The organism is Enterobacter cloacae complex sp. P2B (assembly GCF_014895985.1).
Classification (GTDB): Bacteria; Pseudomonadota; Gammaproteobacteria; order Enterobacterales; family Enterobacteriaceae; genus Enterobacter; species Enterobacter bugandensis.
In genome coordinates this window covers 13,500-29,565 of the sequence record NZ_JADBQQ010000022.1, presented here as the reverse complement: position 1 = coordinate 29,565, position 16,066 = coordinate 13,500, and the positions used below count along the sequence as shown (strand labels likewise).

At 53.8% G+C, this 16,066-nt stretch carries 11 protein-coding genes and 1 pseudogene; 4 read left to right on the top strand and 8 right to left on the bottom strand.

Annotated elements, in window-relative coordinates:
- Positions 1–60: 60 nt before the first annotated feature.
- Positions 61–1,149 carry a 3-phosphoserine/phosphohydroxythreonine transaminase gene (gene serC, locus IM313_RS18705; protein ID WP_192970859.1) on the bottom strand — a complete coding sequence of 363 codons (1,089 nt, stop codon included), beginning with the start codon at positions 1,147–1,149 and terminating at the stop codon, positions 61–63.
- A gap of 162 nt (positions 1,150–1,311) precedes the next feature.
- Positions 1,312–2,004, bottom strand: coding sequence for a DUF421 domain-containing protein (locus IM313_RS18700; RefSeq protein WP_028012566.1), 693 nt, complete (start codon positions 2,002–2,004; stop codon positions 1,312–1,314).
- A 127-nt stretch (positions 2,005–2,131) separates the two neighbouring features.
- Here IM313_RS18700 and ycaO point away from each other — a divergent pair, with 127 nt between their 5' ends.
- The 4 genes from ycaO (at position 2,132) to pflA (ending at position 8,434) form a co-directional block, all read left to right on the top strand.
- Positions 2,132–3,892 (top strand): 30S ribosomal protein S12 methylthiotransferase accessory factor YcaO, encoded by a 1,761-nt coding sequence (gene ycaO, locus IM313_RS18695; protein WP_049136587.1) that lies wholly within the window; start codon positions 2,132–2,134, stop codon positions 3,890–3,892.
- 406 nt (positions 3,893–4,298) lie between these two features.
- On the top strand, positions 4,299–5,156 hold the full coding sequence (focA, locus tag IM313_RS18690) for a formate transporter FocA (RefSeq protein ID WP_028012564.1): 858 nt from the start codon (positions 4,299–4,301) through the stop codon (positions 5,154–5,156).
- 51 nt (positions 5,157–5,207) lie between these two features.
- A complete protein-coding gene (gene pflB / locus IM313_RS18685; RefSeq protein WP_023338210.1) occupies positions 5,208–7,490 on the top strand; it encodes a formate C-acetyltransferase in 2,283 nt (760 codons plus the stop codon).
- A 203-nt stretch (positions 7,491–7,693) separates the two neighbouring features.
- Positions 7,694–8,434 (top strand): pyruvate formate lyase 1-activating protein, encoded by a 741-nt coding sequence (gene pflA, locus IM313_RS18680; protein WP_028012563.1) that lies wholly within the window; start codon positions 7,694–7,696, stop codon positions 8,432–8,434.
- A 36-nt stretch (positions 8,435–8,470) separates the two neighbouring features.
- Here the strand turns inward: pflA and IM313_RS18675 are convergent, their stop codons facing one another.
- The 6 genes and pseudogenes from IM313_RS18675 to serS form a co-directional block, all read right to left on the bottom strand.
- Positions 8,471–8,992, bottom strand: a complete 522-nt coding sequence (locus IM313_RS18675) for an anti-virulence regulator CigR family protein (protein WP_192970858.1) — start codon at positions 8,990–8,992, stop codon at positions 8,471–8,473.
- A 123-nt stretch (positions 8,993–9,115) separates the two neighbouring features.
- Complete coding sequence (locus IM313_RS18670) at positions 9,116–10,264, bottom strand: MFS transporter (RefSeq protein WP_045261768.1); 1,149 nt, start codon at positions 10,262–10,264, stop codon at positions 9,116–9,118.
- Between the two features lie 275 nt (positions 10,265–10,539).
- Positions 10,540–11,403 carry a dimethyl sulfoxide reductase anchor subunit family protein gene (locus IM313_RS18665; protein ID WP_048960585.1) on the bottom strand — a complete coding sequence of 288 codons (864 nt, stop codon included), beginning with the start codon at positions 11,401–11,403 and terminating at the stop codon, positions 10,540–10,542.
- A gap of 1 nt (position 11,404) precedes the next feature.
- Positions 11,405–12,022: pseudogene (locus tag IM313_RS18660) on the bottom strand (DMSO/selenate family reductase complex B subunit).
- A 10-nt stretch (positions 12,023–12,032) separates the two neighbouring features.
- Positions 12,033–14,477, bottom strand: a complete 2,445-nt coding sequence (gene dmsA / locus IM313_RS18655; protein WP_047362717.1) for a dimethylsulfoxide reductase subunit A — start codon at positions 14,475–14,477, stop codon at positions 12,033–12,035.
- A gap of 211 nt (positions 14,478–14,688) precedes the next feature.
- Positions 14,689–15,981 (bottom strand): serine--tRNA ligase, encoded by a 1,293-nt coding sequence (gene serS / locus IM313_RS18650; protein WP_063154575.1) that lies wholly within the window; start codon positions 15,979–15,981, stop codon positions 14,689–14,691.
- Positions 15,982–16,066 lie beyond the last annotated feature (85 nt).

Here is a 16,066-nt window from a genome sequence, read left to right as displayed (position 1 = left end):
ACTCTCAACTCAACATAATAAAAACCCCGCAGGGACGCTGCGGGGGTGAAAAACAGCAAATTAACCGTGACGACGTTCGAAGTCGATCATGAAATCGGTCAGGGCTTTAACCCCTTCCAGCGGCATGGCGTTATAAATGGAAGCACGCATCCCGCCAACCACACGATGGCCTTTCAGCGCGTGCAGACCCGCTGCGAACGACTCTTCCAGGAACACGCTGTCCAGGCTGCTGTCTGCCAGCTGGAACGGTACGTTCATGCGCGAACGGTTCGCTTTCGCTACATCGTTACGGTAGAAATCGCTCTTGTCGATCGTGCCGTACAGCAGCTCGGCTTTTTGCTGATTGATCTTGTCCATCTGCGCCACGCCGCCGTTTTGCTTCAGCCATTTGAAGACCAGGCCGGAAAGGTACCAGGCAAACGTTGGTGGGGTGTTGAACATGGAGTCGTTGTCATTCAGGATGGTGTAATCCAGGATTGACGGGCAGGACTTATGGGCTTTACCCAGCAAGTCTTTACGCACGATGACGATAGTCAGGCCCGCAGGACCGATATTTTTCTGCGCGCCCGCATAGATAACGCCGTAACGGCTGACGTCTAGTGGCGCAGACAGAATGGTGGAGGAGAAGTCGGCGGCAACCACAACGTCTTTGCCGAAGTCTGGCGTCTCGTCGATGGCAATCCCGTCAATGGTTTCGTTCGGGCAGTAGTGAAGGTAGGCGGCGTTATCAGAAAGCTGCCACTCGCGCATTGGCTTCACGGCGCGCAGACCGTCAACGGTCACTTTGGCGTCAATAACGTTCGGCGTGCAGTATTTGTGCGCTTCTTTTACGGCGCTTGCCGCCCAGTAACCCGCGTCAACGTAGTCAGCCGTCGTTTTGTCGCCCAGGATATTCAGGGGTACGCCAGCAAACTGGCCGCGTCCACCGCCGTGACAGAACAATACTTTGTAGTTCGAGGGAATGTTCAGCAGATCGCGAAAATCCTTTTCTGCCTCTTCCGCCACCTGAATAAACTCTTTACCCCGGTGGCTGATTTCCATCACCGACGTACCCAGACCGTTCCAGTCACACAGCTCCTGTTGAGCCTGTTTGAGCACGTCTGCCGGTAACATTGCCGGACCTGAACTGAAATTAAAAACTTGAGCCATTTCCCCTCACCACGCTAAAAGCCATAAGTTATAACTGTGGATATCGGTTTTATCATTCAGTGACACGCGCCGCAATGTCTAAAACTTATGACCGGGGAAATGTGCCCTTCGTCACACAAAACAATCTGCCGCCTCGTCGTCACAAAACCGACAAAATCGCTGTCAGACGAGGCGTTTAGCCCGGCTAACCTTTGTCCATTCCGGATTTGCACAACGAGGGCATAATTGATGATCGCCCGCATGCATCCCCACAACATGACTACATTTTATACATGCATACTCCCCGGTTTCAGGTATCACCCTGAACCGTTCTACTAACATATCCGGCAGGATACACAGGCCGGGCTTAACGTCGTCATCAGCATAGTAATAGACGCTGATTTGCCCATTGGTTTCCATGATCGCCAGCCGCACCTGTCCGAGCTGTTCAACGCTATTCAGGCGCAGCTCCATGAAGAACTCAAACTCGGTCATATTGGCGCTTTGCACATTTTCCCAGGCCAGCTGACCGTCCTCGACGATAACGACCGGCTTCCCTTCAAGCAGATCTTCCAGCTTTTCACTTTTCGACATTAGCCACATCACCAGCCGGTAAAGCAAGGCGAGGGAAACAAAAACGATAAACACCGGCACCATCGGCACGTCGTCATAGAAGGCAACATCCCCCGCCGCCGAGCCCAGCGTCAGGATGATCAGCACTTCAAACAGCGACATCTGACGAACGCCACGACGGCCGGTAATTTTGAGAAACAGGAAGACGAGTACGAAGGTATACAGGCTGCGCAGCGCCACTTCGCCCAGAAATTCAGGTGGAACTTTATCAAACGCCATCCGCTGGAGATCAAATGCTTTCATTTTTCTATGCCTTAACAGTCAGTTACTGCTACTAAGCATAGCCCAGCCATTTATTTTCGCCGGAGATAGCACCCGTCACGCAAAACCCGTATCATTGCGCGCTTTACGTACGATAAAAGTGAACGCCATGACTCAAACGTTTATCCCCGGCAAAGACGCCGCTCTGGAAGATTCCATCGCTCGCTTCCAGCAGAAACTGACCGACCTGGGCTTTAACATCGAAGAAGCCTCCTGGCTGAACCCGGTGCCTCACGTCTGGTCCGTGCACATTCGCGACAAAGACTGCGCGCTCTGCTTTACCAACGGTAAAGGTGCGACGAAAAAAGCGGCACTGGCCTCTGCGCTGGGTGAGTATTTTGAGCGTCTGTCCACCAACTACTTCTTCGCTGACTTCTGGCTGGGTGAAACCATCGCCAACGGCCCTTTCGTTCACTATCCGAACGAAAAATGGTTCCCGCTGACCGAAGACGATGAACTGCCGGAAGGCATTCTGGATGGCCGTCTGCGTGCCTTCTACGATCCGGAAAACGAACTGACCGCCAGCATGCTGATCGATCTGCAATCTGGGAATGAAGAGCGTGGGATCTGCGCCCTGCCGTTCACCCGTCAGTCTGACGAGCAGACCGTGTATATTCCGATGAACATCGTCGGCAACCTGTATGTGTCCAACGGTATGTCCGCCGGTAATACCCGCAATGAAGCGCGCGTGCAGGGCCTGTCTGAAGTGTTCGAGCGTCACATTAAAAACCGTATCATCGCTGAATCCATCAGCCTGCCGGAGATCCCGGCGGACGTGCTGGCGCGCTACCCGGGCGTGGTGGAATCCATCGCCAAACTGGAAGCGGAAGGTTTCCCAATCTTTGCGTATGACGGCTCGCTGGGCGGTAAATATCCGGTTATCTGCGTCGTGCTGTTTAACCCGACTAACGGAACCTGCTTCGCCTCCTTCGGTGCGCACCCTGACTTCGGCGTGGCGCTGGAGCGTACCGTGACCGAGCTGCTGCAGGGCCGTAGCCTGAAAGATCTCGACGTATTCACCCCGCCAACGTTTGACGATGAAGAAGTAGCCGAGCACACCAACCTCGAAACCCACTTCATCGACTCCAGCGGTTTGATTTCCTGGGATATGTTCAAGCAGGACGCGGACTATCCGTTCGTGGACTGGAGCTTTGCCGGTACCACCGAAGAAGAGTTCGCTACATTGATGGCAATCTTCGACGCCGAAGATCAGGAAGTCTACATTGCCGACTACGAACACCTGGGCGTTTACGCGTGCCGCATCATCGTACCTGGCATGTCCGATATCTACCCGGCGGAAGATCTGTGGCTCGCAAACAACAGCATGGGCGCGCACCTGCGTGAAACCCTACTCTCCCTGCCGGGCAGCGAGTGGGAAAAAGAAGATTATCTCAACCTGATAGCCCAGCTGGACGATGAAGGCCACGATGACTTTACCCGCGTGCGCGAGCTGCTGGGTCTGGCGACCGGGAAAGACAACGGCTGGTATACGCTGCGCATCGGTGAACTGAAAGCGATGCTGGCCCTCGCGGGCGGCGATCTGGATCAGGCTCTGGCCTGGACAGAATGGACCATGGAGTTTAACCAGTCGGTCTTCTCCGCCGAGCGCACCAACTATTACCGCTGCCTGCAAACCCTGCTGCTGCTTGCGCAGGAAGACGATCGCGAGCCACTGCAGTACCTGAACGCTTTCGTACGTATGTACGGTGCTGAAGCGGTTGAAGCCGCCAGCGCGGCGCTGAGCGGTGAAGAGCCGTTCTACGGTCTGCAGGCGGTTGACAGCGATCTGAAAGCCTTCCCGGCGCATCAGTCTCTGCTGAAGGCCTATGAAAAGCTGCAGAAAGCAAAAGCCGCTTACTGGTCAAAATAAGCGCATATAACATTAACGGCAGTAGGCGTATTCAATCGTCTGGGCTATATTACGGGGCAATTTCATTGCCCCGTTTTTTATTCTCTTCGGCAATGATTGTTGATTGTAATAATAAAGTTAAACACGGGTAAATATAATAATATTTACCCGGGCTTTATTGTTACTTTTTATGGTAAATACTCCATATTAATTAACTGTTTCGAAGGGGGCCGAACGAAAAAATTCAACTCTTTTCATAACTTTTAAAATTTATTTTTATACGGATAATCAACTACTTACTCCGCATTTGTTGTAAAACCATACATACTGCGGGCCTATAAGCCAGGCGAGATATGATCTATATCAATTTCTCTTCTATAATGCTTTGTTAGTATCTCGTCGCCGACTTAATAAAGAGAGAGTTAGTGTGAAAGCTGACAACCCTTTTGATCTTTTACTCCCCGCCGCGATGGCAAAAGTTGCCGAAGAAGCGGGTGTCTATAAAGCAACGAAACACCCGATGAAGACGTTCTATCTGGCGATCACCGCTGGTGTGTTCATCTCTATCGCTTTCGTCTTCTACATCACCGCTACCACCGGTACTGCCGGAATGCCTTTCGGCATGGCCAAACTGATTGGCGGCATTTGCTTCTCACTGGGTCTGATTCTCTGCGTCATTTGCGGCGCCGACCTCTTCACCTCAACGGTGCTGATTGTTGTGGCGAAAGCCAGCGGAAGAATTACCTGGGGTCAACTGGCGCGCAACTGGCTTAACGTCTACGTTGGTAACCTGATTGGCTGTCTGCTCTTTGTTCTGTTGATGTGGCTCTCTGGCGAGTATATGACCGCCAACGGTGGCTGGGGGCTTAATGTCCTGCAAACCGCTGACCACAAAATGCATCACACATTTATCGAAGCCGTTGCTCTCGGCATCCTCGCAAACCTGATGGTCTGCCTGGCGGTCTGGATGAGCTACTCTGGCCGTAGCCTGATGGATAAAGCCATGATTATGGTTCTGCCGGTTGCGATGTTTGTTGCCAGCGGCTTCGAGCACAGTATTGCGAATATGTTCATGATCCCGATGGGGATTGTTATCCGCAACTTTGCAAGCCCGGAGTTCTGGACCGCAGTTGGTTCATCCCCGGAAAGTTTCTCTCACCTGACTATTATGAATTTCATTACTGATAACCTGATCCCCGTCACTATCGGGAACATTATCGGTGGGGGTCTGTTAGTTGGGTTGACATACTGGGTCATTTACCTGCGTGGCGGCGACCATCATTAATGGTTGTCTCAGGCAGTAAATAAAAAATCCACTTAAGAAGGTAGGTGTTACATGTCCGAGCTTAATGAAAAGTTAGCCACAGCCTGGGAAGGTTTTGCGAAAGGTGACTGGCAAAATGAAGTCAACGTCCGTGACTTCATTCAGAAAAACTATACCCCGTATGAAGGTGACGAATCCTTCCTGGCTGGCGCAACTGACGCGACCACCAAGCTGTGGGACAGCGTAATGGAAGGCGTTAAACTGGAAAACCGCACTCACGCGCCAGTTGATTTTGACACCTCCGTTGCATCCACCATCACTTCTCACGATGCTGGCTACATCAACAAAGCCCTTGAGAAAATTGTTGGTCTGCAGACTGAAGCACCACTGAAACGCGCCATCATCCCGTTCGGTGGTATCAAAATGGTTGAAGGTTCCTGCAAAGCGTATAACCGCGAGCTGGACCCAATGCTGAAAAAAATCTTCACCGAATACCGCAAAACCCATAACCAGGGCGTATTCGATGTTTATACCAAAGACATTCTGAACTGCCGTAAATCTGGCGTTCTGACTGGTCTGCCAGATGCCTATGGCCGTGGTCGTATCATCGGTGACTACCGTCGCGTTGCGCTGTACGGTATCGACTTCCTGATGAAAGACAAATACGCGCAGTTCGTTTCCCTGCAGTCTGACCTGGAAAACGGCGTAAACCTGGAAGCGACTATCCGTCTGCGTGAAGAAATTGCTGAACAGCACCGCGCGCTGGGTCAGATCAAAGAGATGGCGGCTAAATACGGCTGCGATATCTCTGGTCCTGCGACCAACGCTCAGGAAGCTATTCAGTGGACCTACTTCGGCTACCTGGCCGCTGTTAAGTCTCAGAACGGTGCAGCAATGTCCTTCGGCCGCGTATCCACCTTCCTGGATGCGTACATCGAACGTGACCTGAAAGCAGGCAAAATCACCGAGCAAGACGCTCAGGAAATGATTGACCACCTGGTCATGAAACTGCGTATGGTTCGCTTCCTGCGTACCCCAGAATATGATGAGCTGTTCTCTGGTGACCCAATCTGGGCAACCGAATCTATCGGTGGTATGGGCGTTGACGGCCGTACACTGGTTACCAAAAACAGCTTCCGCTTCCTGAACACCCTGTACACCATGGGTCCTTCTCCGGAGCCGAACATCACCGTTCTGTGGTCTGAAAAACTGCCTCTGAACTTCAAGAAATTCGCCGCTAAAGTGTCCATCGATACCTCTTCTCTGCAGTACGAGAACGATGACCTGATGCGTCCGGACTTCAACAACGACGACTACGCTATCGCTTGCTGCGTAAGCCCAATGGTTGTTGGTAAACAAATGCAGTTCTTCGGTGCGCGTGCAAACCTGGCGAAAACCATGCTGTACGCTATCAACGGCGGCGTTGATGAAAAACTGAAAATGCAGGTTGGTCCTAAGTCTGAGCCAATTAAAGGTGACGTGCTGAACTATGACGAAGTCATGGAGCGCATGGACCACTTCATGGACTGGCTGGCTAAGCAGTACGTGACCGCGCTGAACGTTATCCACTACATGCACGACAAGTACAGCTACGAAGCCTCTCTGATGGCGCTGCACGACCGTGACGTTATCCGCACCATGGCGTGTGGTATCGCAGGTCTGTCCGTTGCGGCTGACTCCCTGTCTGCAATCAAATACGCGAAAGTTAAACCAATTCGTGACGAAGACGGTCTGGCCGTAGACTTCGAAATCGAAGGTGAATACCCGCAGTTTGGTAACAACGACGCTCGTGTTGATGACATGGCGGTTGACCTGGTAGAACGTTTCATGAAGAAAATTCAGAAACTCACTACCTACCGTAACGCTATCCCGACTCAGTCTGTTCTGACCATCACCTCTAACGTTGTGTATGGTAAGAAAACCGGTAACACCCCAGACGGTCGTCGTGCTGGCGCGCCATTTGGCCCAGGTGCTAACCCAATGCACGGTCGTGACCAGAAAGGTGCTGTAGCTTCTCTGACCTCCGTTGCTAAACTGCCGTTTGCTTACGCGAAAGATGGTATCTCTTACACCTTCTCTATCGTGCCAAACGCGCTGGGTAAAGACGACGAAGTGCGTAAAACTAACCTCGCGGGTCTGATGGATGGTTACTTCCACCACGAAGCGTCCATCGAAGGTGGTCAGCACCTGAACGTGAACGTAATGAACCGTGAAATGCTGCTCGACGCGATGGAACATCCTGAGAAATATCCTCAGCTGACCATCCGCGTATCTGGCTACGCAGTACGTTTTAACTCCCTGACGAAAGAACAGCAGCAGGACGTTATCACCCGTACTTTCACTCAGTCCATGTAAGTGGAATTGACTGAAATCACGCGTTAAAAAGCGTACAATAAAGGCTCCACGCAAGTGGGGCCTTTTTAACACCCTCGCTTCACCAGTCTCTTTTGTCCGCTATCTATACTTTATGGATAACAGCCAAAACAGACTCGACATAGCCTTTGAGCTGTGCAACTACACAGGCCCCCGGATGGGCCAAATTCGGAGATATCACCGCAATGTCAACTATTGGTCGCATTCACTCCTTTGAATCCTGTGGCACCGTCGATGGCCCGGGGATCCGCTTTATTACTTTTTTCCAGGGCTGCCTGATGCGCTGCCTGTACTGCCATAACCGCGACACCTGGGACACGCACGGCGGTAAAGAAGTCACCGTGGAAGATCTGATGAAAGAGGTGGTGACCTACCGCCACTTTATGAACGCATCCGGCGGTGGCGTGACCGCGTCCGGCGGTGAAGCTATTCTTCAGGCTGAGTTTGTCCGCGACTGGTTCCGCGCCTGCCATAAAGAAGGCATTCATACCTGTCTCGACACCAACGGCTTTGTACGCCGCTACGATCCGGTCATTGATGAACTGCTCGACGTGACCGATCTGGTCATGCTCGATCTCAAACAAATGAACGATGAGATCCACCAGAATCTGGTTGGCGTTTCTAACCACCGTACGCTGGAGTTTGCCAAATACATCGCCGATAAAGGCATCAAAACCTGGATCCGCTACGTTGTTGTTCCCGGCTGGTCAGATGACGATGACTCCGCGCATCGCCTGGGTGAATTTACCCGCGACATGGGCAACGTCGAGAAAATTGAGCTTCTGCCCTATCACGAACTGGGTAAACATAAATGGGTGGCGATGGGCGAAGAGTACAAGCTTGATGGCGTGAAGCCGCCGAAAAAAGAGACGATGGAACGCGTGAAAGGTATTCTTGAGCAGTATGGCCACAAGGTCATGTATTAAAGAGAAGGCCCGGTAAACACCGGGCCTTTTTATATTCTATTTAAAGACGCCGTTAATTACGGAGGTCACAATCGCCGTACTCAGCGCAATTAAGACCAGGTCGTCCCCGACCACGCGCCATTCATAGCCCGGGTAGGAAGGAAGCTGGCCGAGCATAGAGGCTGGTACGGTCTTCTTCGCAATGCCCGGAGGAAGCGGTTTACCGCGGGCGAGGTTTTTCGCAATCCCCGGAGGCAGAGACTCATAGCCCGTTAAGCCGTAATTCAGGGCCAAATGACGGGCATGATCGAAGCTGACGCGAGCGTCGACGTCATTACCGACATCTTTGCTGTTTTTAACGCTCTTATTCGATTTGCCCGGGTTATCCTGACCGTTATTTTGCTTATTACCATGGTTACCAGAATTCCCGTTACCATGATTGCCGCTGTTACCCTGTCCGCCCCCGTTTCCGTGACCATTGCCATTCCCGTTTCCTGGGTTAGCCCAGACCGGAGCCGTTGCAAACGTTAAAGACAACACTACGGCCAGTGCGGTAGTGGAAAAACGACGAATAGACATGATTGCTGCCTTATTGTGGTAGGACTCACCTGAATTATCGTCCGGCGCAATAAACAAACAATAAGTAAAATTCTGAGATGTGACAGAGACAAAAAAGCCTGTCATCGACAGGCTTTTATTTAATCAGGCGTGCGCCACAGGAGTTGGATGCTCGCCCGCTTTGCGCAGCAGCATCAGGAGATAAATAAACGACACGCTGGCAATCATGATAAACAATAAATTATCAGAGTAATTCTGCATCAGCATCGCGGTAAACGTCGGCCCTAATAAGCTGCCGATGGTATAGCTCAGTAACAGCGCCTGGTTCATTGCCACCAGCTGGTGATGTTCTACTTTCTCACAGGCCCACGCCATCGCGACCGGGTAAAGCGTGAATCCTGCGGCCCCGAGAATAAACAGTGCAGGCGCCATCGCGGCGTTGCTGAGCATCGCAAGGCATCCCATGATCACCACGAAGACCTGAACGCGCAGCACCAGCAGACGACCAAAGCGGTCCGCCAGGCGGCCAATCGGCCATTGCCCCACAATACCCGCACTGACCATCACCGCCATCCAGAAACCAATTCCGGAATCGCTGACGCCCTGATGATTCAGGTAGAGCGGCATCAGGCCATAGAGCGAGCCCAGTACAATTCCCGAAATAATGCATCCGTTTACGCCCAGACGCGCCTGACGGAGTCTCAACATCGGCCAGACGTGGGTCGCTTCCTGATGTTCGCTGTTCTGGTTCACAATGCGCGTAAAGAGCAGCGGCAGGATCGCGGCCAGCACCATGCCGGTTACCCACGGCAGTACGCTCATCAGGTCGGTTGGCAGTTTGCTGACCATCAGTTGCCCCAGAACGGTACCGACGTAGTAAACCATCATATAGGCCGCCAGAAGACGTCCGCGGTTGCGGGAGGTACCACTACACATCAGCGCGCTTTCAACCACCACCCAAATCATCGCGCAGCCGACGCCGGCGATAAAGCGCCATGCCATCCAGCTCCAGAAGCCCACCATCAGACCCAGACCGGCGCACCCGGCAGCGAAAATCAGCGAGGCCAGATAATAGCTGCGATTAAAGCCAAAACGCTTAATCAGGCTACCGGTTAATAATGTGCCCAACAGGTTCCCGGTAAAAAAGGACGAGCTGACCATACCCACCTGCCAGGTCGGTAAGTTTTCATGGGCGAGCCACAGCGGGACGAGCGTGTTTAACACGGCGATCGCCAGGGTCAACAGAAGCAGGCCACAGAGCAACAGGAGCACTGGCCGGGTATAGGTGGTCATGGATTAAAAACCGTGAGGAAGTTCAGATTTCGTGCGCATCATGCCACTGGCAAAAACAAAGTCAATCCACAGATTTAGCCGGCTCGCACAATATGTTCCCTGTCGATTTAAAAAACTTATCCTGCTAATGCAGCGCCTGCTATAGATATTAATTATGTATCTGTTTTTATTTATTAATGACCTAAATTAAAACAAAACGACAGTCGAAAAATTTCATGAATGAAAAAAAGAAAAGCCGGGCGCTATGTCCCGGCTTTTTATAACGAAAAATGAAATTAGCTGGCGATAGCCATACCGACCGTCATATGCAGGCCGTAAAACACACCGCGACCAATTAACTCCCCTGCCAGCACCAGCACAAAAGCCAGTGACAGGAGCGGCAGTGCAGGCTGATAACCTTTAAGCTGAGGGGCGATCCAGCACACCAGCGCAGCTGCCAGCAACACCACGCGCCAGGCCATCAGCGAACCGTAGTCCGGCACCAGTGCAGAAGCCTGCTGGATAGAGCTGTGAATGGTTGCCAGCTCGGCCCCCTGCATCAGGGCGACCATCGCGCTCACCACCAGCGCCAGCAGCGAAACGGCTGGCAGCAGACGCATTGCCCAACCGTTTACCCCCGCCACGCGCAGCAGCAGGTAGCCCAGCAGCGGCCCGCCGATAAACATCGTCAGGAAGAAGCTCATCGGCGTCCAGACGCTGTACCAGGTTGGAACGGTATCGATGGTGTTATAGACGCGCACCATCATCCACACGAACACCACGCCCAGTACCATGGTGACGATCAGCCACAGGCTGCGCAGGCCCGCAGGCAATTTCTTCAACGCAGCCAGCAGCCACCCCAGCCCGCCGACGGCAAAGAATATTGCCCCGCTGGCAATTTCGTTACTGAGCGACGACGCCCCCACGCGGTTCAGGGAGTTAAACGCGCGCATCGGTGAGCCCAGGTGCAGCGTAGAGGCGATAAATCCAATCCCCATCAGCACCCACAGGCCAAACATGCTCAACACTAAACGCTGCTGCTGTTCGGCATTGAGGTTCCCTTTTAACAGCGCCAGCGCCAGAACAATAAAGCCGCCCACTACGCACTGCCCAAAGACCGTGAAGATCATCAGCGGCCATTCATGCCATCCACTTCCCATCTCACACCTCCTTCGGATTTGCCAGGTAGCCGGTGGTGTCACCCGTCGGACGGCTGTTGGCGTTAGGTTTAATGACAATACTCGGCTTGGTGAAGTGCGCGGACGGCAGCGGTGCCACTGCGGCAAGCTGACCGTGTTTCTGACGCAGCTCTTCTATAGGACCAAAATCCAGCGCGCGCAGCGGGCAGGACTCGACGCAGATTGGCTTTTTGCCGTCCGCTACGCGGCTGTGTCAGCCGTCGCACTTGGTCATATGTCCTTTGGCGGCGTTGTACTGCGGCGCGCCGTACGGGCACGCCATATGGCAGTAGCGACAGCCGATGCAGACATCTTCATCCACCACCACAAAACCGTCCTCCCGTTTGTGCATCGCCCCGCTCGGGCACACTTTTGTGCAGGCCGGATCTTCACAGTGGTTACAGGCAATCGACAGGTAATAAGCAAAGACGTTCTGATGCCAGACGCCGTTATCTTCCTGCCAGTCGCCCCCGGCGTATTCGTAAATGCGGCGGAAGCTCACGTCCGGGGTGAGATCTTTATAATCTTTACAGGCCAGCTCGCAGGTTTTGCACCCGGTGCAACGGCTGGAATCAATGAAAAATCCATACTGGGTTGTCATCGGTTACTCCTTAAACCTTTTCAACCTGGACAAGGTTTGTGTGAGACGGGTTGCCTTTCGCCAGCGGCGACGGACGCTGCGTGGTCAGGACGTTAATACTGCCTGCCTGGTCGATGCGGTTGGCATCCGGGCTGTACCAGGCCCCTTCCCCCAGTGCCACTACGCCAGGCATCATGCGCGGTGTCACTTTGGCTTCAATGTGTACCTCGCCGCGACCGTTAAAGATACGCACGCGATCCCCGTTACGGATACCACGTGCTTTGGCATCCATCGGGTTGATCCACATCTCCTGGCGGCAGGCGGCCTTCAGTACGTCAACGTTGCCGTAGGTGGAGTGCACGCGCGCCTTGTAGTGGAAACCGGTCAGCTGCAGCGGGAATTTCGCCGTCAGCGGATCGTTATAGTTTTCGAACCCCGGCGTGTAGATCGGCAGCGGATCGATAACATCTCCCTCCGGCAGCTCCCAGGTAGACGCGATTTTTGCCAGCGCTTCGGAGTAGATTTCGATTTTGCCCGACGGCGTGGTCAGCGGATTCGCCTGCGGATCTTCACGGAACGCTTTATACGCCACGTGATGCCCTTCCGGGTCACGCTGCTTGTACATGCCCTGCTTGCGGAAGGTGTCGAAGTCCGGCAGGTCTGGAATGGCTTTACGAGAGAGCTCGTGCAGATGGCGCATCCACCCTTCCTGAGTACGCCCTTCGGTAAACTGCTGTTCGACGCCCAATCGCTTCGCCAGTTCGGAGGTCATCTCATAGATGGTTTTGCACTCGAAGCGCGGCTTGATGGCCTGGTCGGTAAAGATCACGTAGGACATGTTGCCGCAGGAAGCGTCCAGCGCGAAATCCATCTGCTCAGACGCGGTGCAGTCCGGCAGCAGAATATCGGCATATTTTGCCGAGGAGGTCATGTGGCAGTCGATCACCACAATCATCTCGCACTTCTTGTCGTCCTGCAGAATTTCATGGGTGCGGTTGATTTCCGAGTGCTGGTTGATAAGGCAGTTGCCGGCGTAGTTCCAGATCATCTTGATCGGCACATCCAGCTTGTCTTTGCCCCGAACGCCGTCGCGCAGCGCGGTCATTTCCGGGCCGCGCTCGATCGCGTCAGTCCACATAAACATGGAGATGCTGGTCTGAACCGGGTTATCCAGCGTCGGCATCCGCTCAAACGGCACTTCATAGGAACCTTCGCGCGCGCCGGTGTTACCGCCATGAACGCCGACGTTGCCGGTCAGAATTGAAAGCATGGAGATAGCGCGGGTGGCGATTTCACCGTTCGCATGACGCTGCGGTCCCCAGCCCTGGCTGATGTAGGCCGGTTTAGCTGAACCAATCTCACGCGCCAGCTGAACAATGCGCTCGACCGGAATACCGGTGATGGTGGAGGCCCACTCCGGCGTTTTCGCTACGCCGTCGCTGCCCTGGCCGAGAATATATGCCTTGTAGTGACCATTGGCAGGGGCACTGGCTGGCAGCGTTTTCTCGTCATAACCGACGCAGTATTTATCAAGGAACGGCTGATCGACGAGGTTTTCAGTAATCATCACCCACGCCAGCGCGGAAACCAGTGCCGCATCGGTACCGGGACGAATGGGGATCCACTCATCTTCGCGCCCGGCACCGGTGTCGGTATAGCGCGGATCGATAATGATCATGCGGGCATTAGATTTGGCGCGGGCCTGTTCGAGGTAGTACGTCACCCCGCCGCCGCTCATGCGGGTTTCGCCCGGGTTGTTACCGAACAGGACGACCAGCTTACTGTTTTCGATATCGGACGGGCTGTTGCCGTCGGCCCAGCCGCCGTAGGTGTAGTTCAGACCTGCGGCAATCTGTGCGGAAGAGTAGTCGCCGTAGTGGTTGAGATAACCGCCGCAGCAGTTCATCAGACGCGCGACCAGCGTTTTACCCGGTGGCCAGGAGCGGGTCATCGTGCCACCCAGCGTCCCGGTGCCATAGTTCAGGTAGATGGACTCGTTGCCGTACTCTTTGATCAGGCGCTGCATGTTGGTGGCGATAATGTCGTAGGCTTCGTCCCAGCTAATGCGCTCAAACTTCCCTTCCCCACGCTTACCGACACGCTTCATTGGGTATTTCAGACGATCCGGGTTGTAGACGCGGCGACGCATGGACCGACCGCGCAGGCAGGCGCGAACCTGGTGTAACCCTTCGTAGTTATCGTCCCCGGTGTTGTCGGTTTCGACATACTTAATTTCGCCATCCACCACATGCATACGCAGCGGACAACGGCTACCGCAGTTTACGGTACACGCACTCCACACCACTTTTTCCGGAGCTGCGGCTGCGGATAGTGCGTCCGCCGCCGACGCCAGCCGGGTAAAAGGGAGCGTGAAGGCGCTGCTGGCTACAGCCAGGCCGCCTATTGCCGTGGTTTTCATCAACCCACGGCGAGTGACCTCGGCAGCCATTAACGCTTCAGGCGCTTTGATTTTCATAGAGACTCACTTTGGTTGCTCACAAAGAAAAAAGAGGCGGCACGAACCGCTATATAGTTTTGTAAATAACGAATTACTTCGTTATCAGCGTCTTATGCTGACTTTCATTCGGAGGAGTATTACTACTTTAGAGGGAGGGGGTATTGCGTCGTGTCAATTCAGAGGCATAAAAAAAGCGCCCGAAGGCGCTTTTTTGTTGTGAGGCAAAGAATTAGCCGATGTACTGCTGTCCTTTCATGTATGGACGCAGCACTTCAGGGATCTCGATGCGGCCATCTGCCTGCTGGTAGTTTTCCAGCACGGCAACCAGCGTACGGCCAACAGCCAGACCAGAACCGTTCAGGGTATGCACCAGACGGGTTTTCTTGTCAGATTTGCTGCGGCAGCGTGCCTGCATGCGGCGCGCCTGGAAATCCCAGACGTTAGAGCAGGAGGAGATTTCACGGTAGGTGTTCTGTGCAGGCACCCAGACTTCCAGGTCGAAGGTTTTGCAGGCACCAAAGCCCATGTCACCGGTGCACAGCGCCATGCGGCGATACGGCAGGCCCAGCAGCTCCAGCACTTTTTCCGCATGGCCAGTCATCTCTTCCAGCGCGTCCATAGATTCTTCCGGACGGACAATCTGCACCATCTCGACTTTGTCGAACTGGTGCATACGGATCAGACCACGGGTGTCGCGACCGTAAGAACCGGCTTCTGAACGGAAGCACGGAGAGTGTGCCGTCAGCTTGATTGGCAGATCGTCTTCGTCAATGATCTCATCACGCACGAGGTTGGTCAGCGGCACTTCCGCGGTTGGGATCAGCGCATAGTTGCTGCTGTCTGCTTCTTCATCCAGCGGACGGGTATGGAACAGATCGCCGGCAAATTTCGGCAGCTGGCCCGTACCGTACAGCGTATCGTGGTTAACCAGATACGGAACATAGGTTTCGCTGTAGCCGTGCTGCTCGGTGTGCAGATCCAGCATGAATTGCGCTAGGGCGCGGTGCAGATGGGCAATCTGACCTTTCATTACTACGAAGCGAGAGCCGGTCAGCTTAACCGCAGCGGCAAAGTCCAGGCCCGCGTGCATTTCGCCCAGCGTCACGTGATCGCGCACTTCGAAGTCAAACTCGCGAGGCGTACCCCAGCGCTTCACTTCAACGTTGTCGTTCTCGTCTTTGCCGACAGGCACGCTCTCGTCAGGAATGTTCGGGATAGCCAGAGCGATGTCACGAATTTCGGCCTGAAGAACGTCCAGCTCCGCTTTCGCCTGATCCAGCTCTTCACCCAGCTTGTTCACTTCCAGGCGTAATGGCTCAATATCTTCCCCGCGCGCTTTCGCCTGGCCAATGGATTTCGATCGAGAGTTACGCTCTGCCTGCAGATTTTCAGTTTGTACCTGCAGTACTTTACGACGCTCTTCAAGAGCGCGCAGCTTATCTACATCCAGCTTAAAGCCCCGGCGTGCCAGTTTTTCAGCGACTGCGTCTGGCTCATTACGCAGCAGATTGGGATCGAGCATGCTTATCCTGTGCTTATCGAATTAAAATAGGAAATGTGACCACAGCCTGCGGTCACAAGGATACAATTGCCAACATTACCGCAAC